This window comes from Variovorax sp. P4_D9 (genome assembly GCF_056401695.1).
This window is the reverse complement of the sequence record NZ_JBFUIU010000194.1, coordinates 1-12,942: the sequence shown is the minus strand read 5'-3', so window position 1 is coordinate 12,942 and position 12,942 is coordinate 1. Positions and strand designations below refer to the sequence as shown.

Annotated in this window: 13 protein-coding genes and 4 pseudogenes; 9 read left to right on the top strand and 8 right to left on the bottom strand. The window is 65.2% G+C overall.

Annotation, left to right across the window (positions count from 1 at the left end; all coding sequences use genetic code 11):
- Nucleotides 1-1,070, top strand: a 1,070-nt coding sequence (locus AC1DY5_RS21140) for a sensor histidine kinase (RefSeq protein WP_478114466.1), incomplete at its 5' end; no start/stop codon positions are given.
- A 75-nt stretch (nucleotides 1,071-1,145) separates the two neighbouring features.
- Here AC1DY5_RS21140 and AC1DY5_RS21135 read toward each other — a convergent pair.
- Nucleotides 1,146-2,129: a GlxA family transcriptional regulator gene (locus AC1DY5_RS21135; protein ID WP_478114464.1), complete on the bottom strand. Its 984-nt coding sequence runs from the start codon at nucleotides 2,127-2,129 to the stop codon at nucleotides 1,146-1,148.
- 111 nt (nucleotides 2,130-2,240) lie between these two features.
- Between AC1DY5_RS21135 and AC1DY5_RS21130 the strand changes: the two genes are divergently transcribed.
- Nucleotides 2,241-3,290, top strand: coding sequence for a fatty acid desaturase (locus AC1DY5_RS21130; RefSeq protein ID WP_478114462.1), 1,050 nt, complete (start codon nucleotides 2,241-2,243; stop codon nucleotides 3,288-3,290).
- Nucleotides 3,291-3,334: 44 nt separating this feature from the next.
- Here the strand turns inward: AC1DY5_RS21130 and AC1DY5_RS21125 are convergent, their stop codons facing one another.
- Nucleotides 3,335-4,327: a LysR family transcriptional regulator gene (locus AC1DY5_RS21125; protein WP_478114460.1), complete on the bottom strand. Its 993-nt coding sequence runs from the start codon at nucleotides 4,325-4,327 to the stop codon at nucleotides 3,335-3,337.
- Nucleotides 4,328-4,431: 104 nt separating this feature from the next.
- On the opposite strand from AC1DY5_RS21125, the gene AC1DY5_RS21120 reads away from it, so the two are divergent.
- The 4 genes from AC1DY5_RS21120 to AC1DY5_RS21105 are packed head-to-tail and all read left to right on the top strand — an operon-like array spanning nucleotide 4,432 to nucleotide 8,431.
- Entirely contained in the window at nucleotides 4,432-5,277 is an 846-nt protein-coding gene (locus AC1DY5_RS21120; protein ID WP_478114459.1) for an SDR family oxidoreductase, read from the top strand.
- Nucleotides 5,278-5,285: 8 nt separating this feature from the next.
- Entirely contained in the window at nucleotides 5,286-5,639 is a 354-nt protein-coding gene (locus AC1DY5_RS21115; protein ID WP_478114458.1) for a c-type cytochrome, read from the top strand.
- A gap of 60 nt (nucleotides 5,640-5,699) precedes the next feature.
- Nucleotides 5,700-6,173, top strand: a complete 474-nt coding sequence (locus tag AC1DY5_RS21110; RefSeq protein WP_478114456.1) for a (2Fe-2S)-binding protein — start codon at nucleotides 5,700-5,702, stop codon at nucleotides 6,171-6,173.
- An 11-nt stretch (nucleotides 6,174-6,184) separates the two neighbouring features.
- Nucleotides 6,185-8,431, top strand: a complete 2,247-nt coding sequence (locus AC1DY5_RS21105; protein ID WP_478114454.1) for a xanthine dehydrogenase family protein molybdopterin-binding subunit — start codon at nucleotides 6,185-6,187, stop codon at nucleotides 8,429-8,431.
- Between the two features lie 63 nt (nucleotides 8,432-8,494).
- Here AC1DY5_RS21105 and AC1DY5_RS21100 read toward each other — a convergent pair whose 3' ends face one another.
- The 5 genes and pseudogenes from AC1DY5_RS21100 to AC1DY5_RS21080 all read right to left on the bottom strand — a co-directional run.
- Nucleotides 8,495-9,376 carry a 1-acyl-sn-glycerol-3-phosphate acyltransferase gene (locus tag AC1DY5_RS21100; RefSeq protein ID WP_478114452.1) on the bottom strand — a complete coding sequence of 294 codons (882 nt, stop codon included), beginning with the start codon at nucleotides 9,374-9,376 and terminating at the stop codon, nucleotides 8,495-8,497.
- 107 nt (nucleotides 9,377-9,483) lie between these two features.
- Nucleotides 9,484-9,918 (bottom strand): annotated as a pseudogene (locus AC1DY5_RS21095) (LysR substrate-binding domain-containing protein); the annotation flags it as partial.
- Nucleotides 9,917-10,142: pseudogene (locus tag AC1DY5_RS21090) on the bottom strand (TRAP transporter small permease); the annotation flags it as partial. The pseudogenes AC1DY5_RS21090 and AC1DY5_RS21095, both read right to left, overlap by 2 nt.
- 54 nt (nucleotides 10,143-10,196) lie before the next feature.
- Nucleotides 10,197-10,514 carry a hypothetical protein gene (locus AC1DY5_RS21085; protein ID WP_478114468.1) on the bottom strand — a complete coding sequence of 106 codons (318 nt, stop codon included), beginning with the start codon at nucleotides 10,512-10,514 and terminating at the stop codon, nucleotides 10,197-10,199.
- Between the two features lie 15 nt (nucleotides 10,515-10,529).
- Nucleotides 10,530-10,658 (bottom strand): annotated as a pseudogene (locus tag AC1DY5_RS21080) (helix-turn-helix domain-containing protein); the annotation flags it as partial.
- A 436-nt stretch (nucleotides 10,659-11,094) separates the two neighbouring features.
- Between AC1DY5_RS21080 and AC1DY5_RS21075 the strand changes: the two are divergent.
- From AC1DY5_RS21075 to AC1DY5_RS21065, 3 genes are read left to right on the top strand one after another with little or no spacing between them, the layout of a single operon-like run.
- Nucleotides 11,095-11,286 carry a hypothetical protein gene (locus tag AC1DY5_RS21075; protein WP_478114450.1) on the top strand — a complete coding sequence of 64 codons (192 nt, stop codon included), beginning with the start codon at nucleotides 11,095-11,097 and terminating at the stop codon, nucleotides 11,284-11,286.
- Nucleotides 11,287-11,313: 27 nt separating this feature from the next.
- Nucleotides 11,314-11,592 (top strand): hypothetical protein, encoded by a 279-nt coding sequence (locus tag AC1DY5_RS21070; RefSeq protein ID WP_478114448.1) that lies wholly within the window; start codon nucleotides 11,314-11,316, stop codon nucleotides 11,590-11,592.
- A 34-nt stretch (nucleotides 11,593-11,626) separates the two neighbouring features.
- Entirely contained in the window at nucleotides 11,627-12,736 is a 1,110-nt protein-coding gene (locus AC1DY5_RS21065; RefSeq protein ID WP_478114446.1) for a Zn-dependent alcohol dehydrogenase, read from the top strand.
- A gap of 5 nt (nucleotides 12,737-12,741) precedes the next feature.
- On the opposite strand, the pseudogene AC1DY5_RS21060 reads toward AC1DY5_RS21065, so the two are convergent.
- Nucleotides 12,742-12,942 (bottom strand): annotated as a pseudogene (locus AC1DY5_RS21060) (VOC family protein); the annotation flags it as partial.

The window sequence follows — 12,942 nt, the reverse complement described above, 5'->3', positions numbered from 1 at the left end:
TCGCAGGGCCGGCTGCAGAGGGCAAGACCGCCGATTTGCCTTGGATCTATGCCTTTCTCGAAGGCGGCAGCGTGGTACGAATCAGTCACCTCGCGGACCTTCCGCCAGCGGGGCAGGCCGACGCGGCCACGCTGCGTCAGATCGGCGTGCGTTCCCTGCTTGCGGTGCCCATCACGGTGGAGGGCAGCAACGCCGGGGCACTCACCCTGGCGAGCATCGAGCGGGAACACGAATGGCCCGACGCGCTGACGCCCGGTGTCAGCCTGCTTGCCGAAGTGTTCGCCAATGTGCACGCACGCGAGGCCGCGGAGCGCCGCAAGCTCGCGGCCGAGGTCGAGGCCGCGCATTGGAGGGAGCGGCTGGCTCACCTCGTGCGCGTCCACACGGCAGGAGAGATGTCCGTGGCGCTGGCGCATGAGATCACCCAACCACTCGGAGCGATCGAAAACTACGCGCTGGCCGCGCGTCGGCGGGCCGCTGAGGCCGTGCCCGACATGTCCCGTCTGGTCGACCTGCTCGACAAGGTCATCGGACAGGCAACGCGGGCGGGCGACGTGGTGACACGCATGCGAGGCATGGTTCAGCGGCATGAACTGGAGCCGAAGCTGATCGACATCGAGCGGGCGGTGGCCGAGTGCGTGGGCATGGTGAAGATGGACTGCGAGCTTCGCGACATCCAGATCGAGCTGGCACCGAAGGACCCGTTGCCGGTGGTGGTGGTCGATGAGATCCATTTGCAGCAGGTCATCCTGAATCTGTTGCGAAATGCAATGCAGGCCATGGAGGGCGCGCCGCCAGGTGGTGCGCGGAAGATCACCGTCGCCCTTCGCGTCGAGGATCGCGAAGAAGTCCTGGTCGAAGTCTCGGATCGCGGCCCCGGTATCGCCGAAGGCGACTTGGAGCGGATTTTCGAGTCGTTCTACTCGACCAAGTCCGATGGCCTGGGCGTCGGGCTGGCGATCTGCCGCAAGCTGATCGAAGCCCACGGAGGCAAGCTCTGGGCTTCGCATCGCGACGGGGGTGGCGCCATATTCAGTTTCACACTCCCGATCGCGACTTCGGCAGACTGACAAAATGGCAAGCCGGCCGCATTCGGCAGTCGGTCTCGCTCCGCGTTGCACCTGACGACGCGGCGAGGCGCCGGTTCAGCGTCGCTGATGCCAGGCCGCATGATCGAGTCGGTGGCGACGGGGAGCCTTGCCTCGCGCCATGGTAAAGGCCCGACTCAGGGCGCTGGCGCTAGCATAGCCGCACTCGCGCGCCACATGCGCCAGCGGCAGACGGGTCGAGGTGAGCAGATGGTCGGCATATTCGAGCCGCAGGTGCGCCACGTACTGGCGCACATTGAATCCGACGGCGTCGGCAAAGCGGCGCGACAGGCTGCGTTCGCTCAAGCCGACGTGCTGCGCCAGCGCGGCCAGGCTCGGCACCGGATCCATTTCGCGCTCGAGCATTTCCTGTACCGCCAGCACCTGTGCGTCACCGTGAGCCTTGTGCGGGGCGCTCCACAGAGCGAGCTTGTTGTCGGCAGGCAGCGCCTCGGTGCTGGTATGACGCAGAAATCGACGTGCGCGCTGCATACCGAAGAATCGCTCGATCAGGTGGGCACAGGCGTCCACCGTGGGACCGATGCCGCACACCGTGATGATGTCGGGTGCTGCCACGATCCTGCGCGAGGGCTGGTAGCGGATCTCAGGAAAGCGGTGCCAGATGATCGCTCGCTCGCTAAGCAGACCGGTGGCCTCCCGCCCATCCAGCAAACCTGATTTGGCCAGCAGAAGCGCGCCGCCGAAGCTCATCAGCAATGCGCCACGTGCGTGCTGCTGGCGCAGCCATTGGCCGTACTCTGCATCGTCTTCGGTCGTCTCGGCCGCTGGCGCAAACTGAGCGGGAACGACCACCACTCTGAAATCGCCGCTTCGCTTCAGCGTCAGGTCCGACGCCAGTGGCAGCCCGCCAAAGCTGATGACCGGCGCTCTGCTGCGCGCTACCAGGCGCACGTCGAACAGCGCGCTGGCGACAATGTCGTCATTGCGCGTCACCAAGGTGCCGGCGGCCTGAAGCAGGTCGCGCACCAACAGCACCGAGCCTGCCCACGGCCGGTCTGGAAGCACGATGGCTGCGCGCACCGGGCCGGCGGACGCGCCTTCTTTCATATCACGTATTTGGCGCTTCATGACAACAGATTTTGCGCTTGCTTTGCTTCAATCAGGGCATCGAGATCGACATTGGATGTTCCCATGAATGACGTACGCAAACTGCTGAACCGCCAAGAGCTACTGAGCTTGCAGCGCAAGTCCAACTGGAAGGCCGCCTGGATGCTGCTGGTCAACTGGAGCCTGATCGTGGCCAGCTTTGCCGTGGTCATCGCCTGGCCGGGCGTTGTCACCGTGGCGCTGGCCATGCTGGCGTTGGCTGGCCGCCAGTTGGGACTGGGCATCCTGATGCACGAGTGCGCGCATCGCTCCTTCACGCCCTCACGCCCGTTGAACGACTGGATCGGGCAGTGGCTGTGCGCCGCGCCGCTTTTTGCCGACCTGTCGATCTATCGCAGCTATCACATGACCCACCATGTCAAGACCGGCACGGCGGACGATCCGGACCTGCCCAACTACCGTGGCTATCCTGTGAGCCGGGCCTCGTTGGCGCGCAAGCTCTTGCGCGACCTGATCGGCCTCACTGGCTTGAAGGCGGCGGCCACGCTGGCTGTGCTGTATGCCCATGCGGAGCCAGAAAAGTTGCGTTTCGGCTATGCCTACAAGAAGCAGAGCGCCGAACCCGCGGAAGCGGGTGACGACGCCCCCGCAAAGCGCCAAGTGCGCCATGTGCTGCGCAATGCCCGCCGCATCCTGCTGGTGCATGGATTGGCGCTCGCCCTGCTGTGGGCTGGCGGTCACCCGATGGCTTACCTGCTGTGGCCAGCAACCTGGCTGACCGCCTACATGCTGGTCAGCCGCATCCGCAACGCCGCCGAGCATGGCGCGCTGCCCGGCACCATGAGTCAGGACATCTGGTCCAACACCCGCACGGTGCATGCAGGGTGGTGGGAGCGCCTGCTGTTCGCGCCCAACTTCGTCAACTACCACGTCGAGCATCATCTGGCACCCACTGTGCCTTCATACAACCTCCGCCGCATGCACCTGCTACTGAGGGACAAGGGCGCCTTGGAGCGAGCCCATGTCGCTGGAGGCTATGTGGAGGTCATACGGAGCCTCGTCGGCAAGCCTCTACCCGACATTGTTCCTGTGGTGAAAATCGACAAGCGGCTGTCGACCGGCGAAGAGGGCTGAACACGCCGCACTTGCGCAAAGGCTCTTCGCGCAGATTCGCCGAGTTACGTGGAGGAACTTGTCTTTGCAACGCCTGCCGAAAGATCACCGCCGGAATTGCTATCGGGCGGAACAGCAATGGGTATGCCGGTCGCCGAACGCACGGTCTTGGCGCGGGCGACGTATTCGACCAGGACCTTCAGCTTCGTCGGTTGGTCGTGCCTGCTTGGGTAGTACAGGTAAAACCCCGGGAACGTCGGCGAGAACTCGGTCAATACGCGCTTGAGCCGCTTGGCCCGGATGTGAGGTTCGGCCAGTTGCTCAAAGGTGTAGGCCAATCCAACGCCTTCGAGTGCCGCGTCCACGCTGAACAGCGTGTCGCTGATGGTCAAGCTGCCCTGCACTTCGTATTCGACCGGGCGCCCGTCGACTTCGAATTCCCATTTGTAGACGGCGCCCGTGCCGGATCCACGATATCGCACGCAGTTGTGTCGTGCGAGATCGTTCGGGTGCCGCGGAGCAGGAACGCGCTTGAGGTACGCCGGGGAGCCGACGACGGCCATGGTGACCGGGCCACCGAGGGGAACGGCCACCATGTCTTGCTGAACGCTTTCGCCCATGCGGATGCCGGCGTCGAATCCTCGTTCCACGATGTCGATGAAACCTTCGTCGTTGGTCAACTCGATCTGCACGTGAGGATATTCGCGAAGGAAGCCGGCGAGCATCTGCTGAAGCACCATGGCGATGGACACCCGAGCCGCATTGAGACGCAACGTCCCGGCCGGCCGTCCCTGCAAGACATTGAGTTCCTCGCCGGCTTCAACCACCTGGCCCAAAGCGGGACCCACCCTCGCGATGTATGCCTCTCCTGCCTCGGTCAGGCTGACGCTTCGCGTCGTGCGATTCAACAGACGAACCCCTAGCCGGGCCTCGAGGTGCCGGATCGCCTGGCTCAGCGCGGAGGGCGAGACCTCCAGTTCCGCCGCCGCGGCGCTGAAGCCCTTGTGCTCCGCGACCTTCCAGAACGCGATCAGTCCATCAAGTTGCTTCAACTTCATTTTGAAGATTATCTTCAAAAGGCATCCAGCATTAGGCTATTTTTCTTTTGGATGTGCAATCCTAAAGTTGCCCTTCCCCTCGACCGAAAGACTGAGAACAACCCATGGCTGACAAGAAAATCTGGCTCATCACAGGCGCAGGCCGCGGACTCGGCGTCTCTCTCGCAAGCGCAGCCCTGGATGCAGGTCACGCCGTCGTCGCGACAGGACGTGACCCCGTGAAAGTCGCTGCGTCGATCGGCCACCAGGTCGACTTGTTGACCCTCCCTCTCGACGTGACCAGACCGGAGGATGCCGAGGCGGCCGTGGAGGCCGCTGTCGTGAGCTTCGGACGCATCGACGTGCTGATCAACAATGCAGGCATCTTCCACGCMGGCTTCTTCGAGGAACTGAGCCCCGAACAGGTCCGAAGCCAGGTTGAAACGTTGCTCTTCGGCCCGATGAACGTCACCCGCGCCGTGCTGCYAACGATGCGCAGGCAGCGGTCCGGGCTGCTGGTCAACATTTCCTCGACGGCCGGGATTGCAGGCGGAATGTTCTGCACGGCGTACGCCGCAGCGAAGTTTGGCGTCGAAGGGTGGAGCGAGTCGCTCGCGCCCGAAGTGGCTCCGTTCGGAATCCGCACCATGCTGGTGGAGCCCGGTTTCTTCCGCACGGAGTTGCTCACCGCTGATTCAACCACGTTTGCCAAGCCCTGCATCGACGACTACGCAGATCGCAGCAATGCGACCGTCGACGCCTGGCGCAGCATGAGTGGCAAGCAAGGCGGAGACCCCGTGAAGCTCGCCGAAGCCATCGTGCGGCTGGCCGGACTCGACGAGCCACCCACCCGGTTCGCTGCTGGCACCGATGCCGTGCAGACCCTCGAGTCGAAGGCCCAGGCGCTGCTGGCTCAGGCTGGCCTCCATCGCGACCTGTCTGTGTCCCTCGCCCACGACGACGCTGTATGAGCCGGTTGATGGACAAAGCCGAAGGCATCAGGGTCCCGGGCTGGATTGCAGCCTCTCCGGTCCTGGGCCTTGCTGTCTGTCTGAGCGCTTTCTGGCCGACCCGTGCAGCGGCCAGCCAGGCGCTGGCGCAGAAGTACGCCTGCGTCGCATGCCACCAACCTGCGGTCAAGGTGGTTGGCCCGTCCTGGAAGGACGTCGGGGCGAGGTATGGCGACGGGAAAGGCACTGCCGCGCAGCTTGCGGCAAGCATCAAGGCCGGAAGCTCTGGCAAATGGGGCCCGATGCCGATGCCTGCGCAAGCCCAGGTTCCCGAGGCCGATTTGCAGGCACTCGCACAGTGGCTGCTTGACGGCGCCAGGTAGTCGGTCACGAAGCCGGCCGCCTCTTCATCTTCCATCCATCCAACCTGCGGAGACCAGTCCATGAGCGCACTCAACGTCAACGGCCTTGAACATACGGTGGGGGCCGACCCCGGCACCCCAATTCTCTGGGCCCTGCGCGACACGCTGGGCATGACAGGCACTAAGTTCGGTTGCGGCGCAGCGTTGTGCGGCGCCTGCACGGTGCATCTGGATGGCCAGGCCATCCGCTCGTGCATCACGCCGATCTCAGCGGCCGAGGGCAAGAAGATAACCACGATCGAAGCGACCACCGACGGCAGGGACCGCGTGGGCACCGCCGTGCATGCCGCGTGGGTCAAGCACGATGTGGCCCAGTGCGGCTACTGCCAGAGCGGCCAGATCATGARCGCCACSGCCTTTCTCAAATCGATGCCGCGCGGCAAGCAACCCACCGCTGCCGAGATCGACTCGGCCATGACCGGCAACATCTGCCGCTGCGGCACTTACGCGCGCATTCGCGCCGCCGTTGCGGATGCCGCCAAGACTCTCGCTTGAAGGACTCACCCATGTTGACCCACCTCAACTCCCGTGACTTGCCGCGAATTCTTCAGCGCCTGACGGCCTCAGGCCAAGCAGAACAACCCGCCACGCTGCCGCGCCGCAGTTTTCTGAAGTTGGCCGGCGCCAGCGGGCTCGCACTCGGCGCCTTTCCGCCCCTCGTCATGGCGCAGGCCAGCGATGGGGGACAGGCGGCGGGCGCCCTGAAGCCAAACCAACAGCCATCCGCCTTCGTGCAGATCGCGACAAGCGGCGAGGTCACCGTGACCATCAACCGGCTGGAGTTCGGGCAGGGCGTGCAGACGGGCCTGCCAATGATCCTGGCCGAGGAGCTGGATGCGGACTGGAGCCTGGTGCGCAGCCGCAATGGCTCGAACGATGCCGCCTACCTCGACCCGCTATTCGGCATTCACCTCACCGGCGGCTCGCACTCGATCAAGAACAGCTTCACGCAGTACCGCGAATTGGGCGCCCGTGCACGGGCCATGCTGATGTCTGCCGCAGCGGCGCGGTGGAATGTCGATGTGGCCACATTGCGGACCCGGGCCGGCACCGTGCTGGGCGCGGACGGCCGAAAGCTGAGCTACGGCGAACTGGCCGAGGCGGCCATGGCCATGCCGGTGCCTGACAAGGTCACGCTGAAGGATCCCAAGAACTTCAGCATCATCGGCCGCCCGACCACGCGCATTGACGCCCGCGCCAAGAGCAGCGGGCGCCAGGACTTCGGTATCGACATCCGGCTGCCAGGGCAGCTGACGGCCGTGGTCGCCCATCCGCCCGTGTTCGGTGCCCGTCTCACCGCGCTGGATGACAGCGCGGCGCGCGCCGTCAAGGGCGTGAAGGCGGTGCTGCGCGTCTCGGCGGATCGCGGTGGCGAAGGCGTGGCGGTGGTGGCAGACGGCTACTGGCCGGCCAAGCTGGGGCGCGACGCCCTCAAGCTGCAGTGGGACACGGCCGCCGTTGAAAAGGTGGACAGCGAACGCCAACTCGCCCAGTACCGCGAGCTCGCCCGCCAACCCGGCCCGCGCCAGTTCGATGCCGACATGGGACCGCTGGCCACGGCGCCCCGGCAGCTCGAAGCCGAATTCCTGTTTCCCTACCTGGCGCACGCGCCCATGGAGCCGCTGAACTGCACCGTCAAGCTGTCCAACGGGCATGCCGAGCTGTGGGTGGGCACCCAGTGCGCCGGGCTGGACGCTGCTGCCGCCGCGCGCGTGCTGGGCCTCAAGCCCGAACAAGTGAGCGTGCATGTGCAGACGGCGGGCGGTGGCTTCGGCCGGCGGTTCGTGGGCACGAGTGACTACGTCGTCGAAGCGTGCGAGATCGCCAAGGCCGCGCGTAGTGCCGGCCTGAACGTGCCGGTGCGCCTACTGTGGAGCCGCGAAGACGACATCAAGGGCGGTTACTACCGCCCCATGCACCTGCACCGCGCGCGCATCGGTTTCGACGAGCGTGGAAAGATCCTGGCCTGGGACCACGTCATCGTGGGCCAGTCCATCACCACGGGCACGGTGTTCGGGGAATTCCAGGTGAAGAACGGTATCGACGCCACGGCCACCGAGGGCATGCGCGAGCCGTATCCGCTGCCCATGCGGCTGACGGTGCAACACCCCAAGGTCAACGTGCCGGTGCTGTGGTGGCGCAGCGTGGGCTCGACCCACACCGCCTTCGTGATGGAGACATTGCTCGACGAGATCGCGCGCGCAACGAATCAGGACCCGGTGGCCTATCGGATGCAGCTCTTCCGAGACAAGCACCCGCGTCATCGCGCCGCGCTTCAGCTCGCGGCGGACAAGAGCGGCTACGGCAAAAGGCAGCTGCCCGCCGGCCGTGCCTGGGGCGTCGCAGTGCACGAATCCTTCGACTCGGTGGTGGCCTACGTCGTAGAGGCATCGGTGCGGGACGGCCAGCCGGTGTTGCACCGCGTGACCTCGGGTGTGCACTGCAACCTGGCCGTCAATCCGCGCAGCGTCGAGGCACAGGTGCAGGGCGCGGCGGTCATGGGCATGTCGATGTGTCTGCCGGGGTCGGCCATCACGCTCAAGGACGGCGTGGTCACCCAGAGCAACTTCGGCGACTTCACTGTGGCGCGCATGACCGACATGCCTGAGTTCGAAGTCCACATCGTTCCCAGTGCCGAGGCGCCCACCGGCATGGGCGAACCCGGCCTGCCTCCGCTGGCGCCTGCGTTCGCCAACGCCATTGCGCGCCTGACCGGCAAGCCGATGCGGCAGTTGCCATTCAACTTGGCGTGACTTGTGACTGCGCGAAACCATGCCCACAGCATCCGTTGCGGTTGCCGCGCCGTGCGAGCCGTTTCAATTCGCAACGTCGCTGCGTCCGCGTTCCGCAAAGATGAGGTGGYGCATCTGCGCTTCGATGAATGCGCCGAGCGCCTGCGCCCCGTCCGGTCCTGCGTTCGGTGAATTGCCGAATGTGACCCTGGCGACCTGATCGCGGTAGCGTGGTAGCGCGACCTGCAACGCTGCGGCGAGCTTCTCCTTGTTGCGCGCCGTGCGGCGCAGCAGCGTGAGCGGATGCCTTTGGGCATCCGGCGAAATGACATGGCTCACCAGCGCGGGCACGAACCGCGTCCGTGGGGCCAGCCGGGCGAACAAGGTAAAGCTGCTGGACCAGTTCTGCAATGACGCCGCTGCCCGCTGCGGACCAAAGGTGGCGGGGTCGGGCTCGATCTCTCCCGCCGGGAAGGTCAGCAGGGCTCCACCTTCCTGCAAATGCCTGGCGGCAGTTCGTATGACGGCCATCCGCCCGCCTTCTTCATCAGGAAGAAAGATCAGTTGCCGAGCGACGTTGGGCAAGGCGCGAAGGAACGGGCGATCCGAAGCAATCACCCGAAGGTCCGGACGGCACGCGAGACTGGTAAAGAGTGCGACCGTGTCCGTCATTCCGGGGTGGTTTGCCAGAATGATCACAGGGCCTTGCGGCGGAACGTAATCCAGGCCTGAAGTGACGATGCCAGCGGTCATCCGGCTCATCAGCCACGCGCTGCCTTGCGCAAGGCCATGCTCGCCGACGCGGGTGTCGAACTCGTGCGCAGTCCGGGCGAAGCGGCGGGCTGCAGGCCGAAACAAGCGGCGCAAAGGCGTACCACGGAGGCGCAACAGTCCAATCGAATCCATCAGGTCGACGATGTTGACCTCTGTAAGAGTCTCGACCAATGGTGACGCGGTGGCGGTCATCTGCCGGTTGGGAATTGGATTTGCACAGGCATCCATTCTTTCAGATTGGCGCGCATCGACGTTGAGAGCGGTGCAGCTCCAGCTTGCGCGACTCGATCACCGTGAATTCAGCTTCTTGCGGCTTCGCCGTGGATCCATTCGAGGAAGGCCTTTACGGATGGTCGCTTGGCGTGCCGTGGTGGATACACGGCGAAGTGCGCCTTGACCTTGACGGCTTGATCGAGGCCGAACACCGGCTTGAGTTTGCGCTCGGCAATGTGCCTTGCAGCAATCGTCGTGCTTTCAAGCGCGACGCCGAGCCCTTGGGTGGCCGCATCGAGCGACATCTGGGCCCGATCGAATCGTACGGCGAACCAGTCCGGCGCCCGCTTGTCGCTGAACAGTCCGAACCAGTCCAACCACTGCACCACGCTGACGTTGCTCTGAATCAACTTCACGGCGGAGAGCTGCTCGACGCGCTTCAAGCCATGCTGCCGGATGAAAGCCGGACTGGCGAGCGGCACGATGCGTTCCTCGAACAGGGGTTCCACCACCAAGTCAGGCAACGATCGATCCAAGCATCGCGAGACAGAGGAACAGGATCGACGCCAGTTCGTCGGACCACACGAGAGGCTCGTGAAAGACGTATCGGCTTGTCGYCCCCGCAAGCAGCACAATGACCTCAGCCAGTACCAGCAGTAGCGGCCGGGACTTCAACCAGCGTGGCCAGAGCCTTGTTCAAGGTCTCAAGCCATGCGATCGGCTCACGCCGTCTTGCTGGATCCATGTGCCCGGCAGCGCCGGGCTCATCACTACAGATGTTCATGGGCAGAGGTCTTCGTCACGACGCCGGCGATGGGCATCCCGAACTCATGGCGATGTCCATCGCGCGCGCCTCCAGTTCGGCGATAGCGGCGCGCCATGCACGCTCGGACGACGTTTCCCCCTGCGTGGGAAGCAATTGGCGCACGCCGATGTCAATGCCGGGTGTGCGCTCGGGCAGCACGGCCAGAAGCGGCGGCAGGAACACGGCCGAAGCCCAATCCGGTGCGCCGATCGTGAAACGGCGCCCGGACGTCGCGGGATCAAACACCTCGGCGGTCGAGATCACGCTTCTGACGCGTTCCAGGACGTCCCGGATCGGGTCGGCCAATTCCATTGCGCGGGTCGTCGGCACCACGCCTTTCGGTGTCTTGAGAAAGAGCGGATCGTTTAGCAACCGGCGCAGCCTGCCGAGCCCATGACTGATCGCCGAGGGCGACAGGTTCAGCCGCTCGGCGGCTCGGCCGACGTTGCATCTCAAGGACCACCTCGAAGARCACCAGCAGATTCAAGTCACCGCGCGAGAGATCAATCTCGTTCAGCATATTCCTGAAATCGAATCACCTGATTCAGGAGGACATGCGGGGCATCTTCTCTCCCGGCGAAGCCGCAAATGGCGGCTTTGCAACGCAGAACCCCTCCCAGGAGCGACCCGTATGCCAGCCACACAACGTTCAGATCTCGCCGCCGAAACCGCCGAACTCATACGGAAATCGGAGCAGGCCAATGCAGCCCTTCGTGCGCAGGGACATCGCCACTACCTCGAGCGGATCACCCACTCAGACGACTAGTCCCCTTTCGGAGGAACGCCGACGCACGGCCCGCAAATCACGAGCGAACGTTGGGAGGAGATCGGGCGGTTCTTCAAGAACGGATCAATGGCGCAGGAAGTCGTCTAGTCATATGCCACGGCCGAGATGGTGGTTCTTGCGACCATTGAACGGGCGTACGTCGAAGTCGGCGGTCTGCCGGCGCAGGAGTGGTCCCTTCGCGTCACCCAGGTCTATCTCCGCGAAGGGAGCGGATGGCGTCTTGCGCATCGGCATGCCGACCCGCTCGTCAACGGCATCACCCTAGAGCAGGCGACCGCGCTCGCCCGGGATGCTTAAAGTCGCATCGCGCCAGAAAAAGCAGCCTTGGCGCGGCCCCGGAAGTCTGAAGCGGCCGGTTGCCCGCGGCTCAGGGCACTGACGGAAGCGCACCGCGCCTTCGGCTGCCTCGAAAGCCTGCTMGTCCCCGTCGAGATCCAGCGCAGCGACGAGTGGTACATCACCCCGACCGAGCTGCGCGCGCTGGTGTCGCTGCTCATGGCAAGGAAGCCCCAGCGTAGGCAGCATCGCGCCCATTGCATTCGGCCGGCCGTGGTCGACAATCCGCCGACGATGCGCACGTGGTCGAGGAGTCTTTCCGCCTGAGCGTCGGACGCACAACTCGCAAAGGAAACCCCAAATGCAAATGCGATCCAAGGCCGTGGTGTTCCGAGGCGACGGCCCCACCGTGCACGTCGAGGACATCGTCGTCGATCCGCCGGGCGCCGGCGAAGTCATGATCAAGCTCGCCGCCTGCGGCGTCTGCCACAGCGATCTCTCGGTCACCAACGGCACGCTTCCGCTGCCGCCGCCGGTGATCCTCGGCCACGAGGGCGCGGGCGTGATCACCCAGGTCGGCGCGGGCGTCACCGACCTCAAGGTCGGCGACCCCGTGATCAGCAGCTTCGTCAACAGCTGCGGCAAGTGCCGCTATTGCACCAGCGGCCGTGCGAACCTGTGCGAAGCCGGCAAGGCGACGCCAGGCAAGCTGGTCGGCGGCCACCTGCGCACCGCCGACGCCAACGGCCAACCGCTCGGCGTCATGGCCGGCTGCGGCGTGATGGCCGAGTACGCGACGCTGCACGAGAACAGCGTCGTCAAGATCGTGTCCGGCGTGCCGCTCGACCGCTGCGCCCTGATCGGTTGCGGCGTCATGACGGGCTGGGGCGCCGCCTGCAACACGGCCAAGGTGGAGCCGGGTTCGGTCTGCGTGGTGTTCGGCGCCGGCGGGGTCGGGCTCAGCACGATCCAGGGCTGCCAGAACGCGGGCGCGACGATGATCGTCGCCGTCGACATGCTCGCGAGCAAGCTCGAGATGGCGAAGGTCTTCGGCGCCACGCATGTCGTCGATGCCTCGAAGTCCGAGAACCTGCTGAAGGCGCTGCGCAAGCTGACCGGCGGCGGCGCCGACTACGCCTTCGAGTGCGTGGGGCACGGAGAGATCGTGGCCCAGGCCTATGCCTGCCTGCGCAACGGCGGCACGGCGGTGGCGGTCGGCCTCGCGGCGCCGGACAACACCACCACGCTGCGCACCGCGAGCTTCGCCTTCGAAGAGAAGACGCTCAAGGGCTGCTTCTACGGCTCGGCCCGGCCGCGCTACGACTTTCCGCGCTTGGTGGCGCTGTACCAGGCCGGCAAGCTCAAGCTCGACGAGCTGATCACGCGCCGCTACCGCATCGAGGAGGCGCCACAGGCCTTCGACGACCTGGCGCAGGGGCGCAATGCGCGCGGCGTGGTCGTGTTCGACTAGGGCCGTCAGAGGCCGTGCGATTCCAGGGTGACCGGGCCGCGCGGCGTGTCGAAGACCGCGCGCAGGTTGGGCGGCCCCACCGCGACAGGAATATCGGGGAGCGCGAGGGTCCGAAGTGCGCCGCCGAGGATAGCCGCGCGAGCGTGCGCGAGGGTCAGCGAACGAAGCATGACACCGGATTCGGCCATGCTGTCGATGGGATGCAC

What these genes read in the sequence shown, in the direction of transcription:
- AC1DY5_RS21065 (WP_478114446.1), top strand. Translation starts at nt 11,627, where the DNA reads ATGCAAATGCGATCCAAGGCCGTGGTGTTCCGAGGCGACGGCCCCACC.
- AC1DY5_RS21085 (WP_478114468.1), bottom strand. Translation starts at nt 10,514, where the DNA reads ATGGAATTGGCCGACCCGATCCGGGACGTCCTGGAACGCGTCAGAAGC.
- AC1DY5_RS21130 (WP_478114462.1), top strand. Translation starts at nt 2,241, where the DNA reads ATGAATGACGTACGCAAACTGCTGAACCGCCAAGAGCTACTGAGCTTG.
- AC1DY5_RS21125 (WP_478114460.1), bottom strand. Translation starts at nt 4,327, where the DNA reads ATGAAGTTGAAGCAACTTGATGGACTGATCGCGTTCTGGAAGGTCGCG.
- AC1DY5_RS21105 (WP_478114454.1), top strand. Translation starts at nt 6,185, where the DNA reads ATGTTGACCCACCTCAACTCCCGTGACTTGCCGCGAATTCTTCAGCGC.
- AC1DY5_RS21115 (WP_478114458.1), top strand. Translation starts at nt 5,286, where the DNA reads ATGGACAAAGCCGAAGGCATCAGGGTCCCGGGCTGGATTGCAGCCTCT.
- AC1DY5_RS21075 (WP_478114450.1), top strand. Translation starts at nt 11,095, where the DNA reads ATGGTGGTTCTTGCGACCATTGAACGGGCGTACGTCGAAGTCGGCGGT.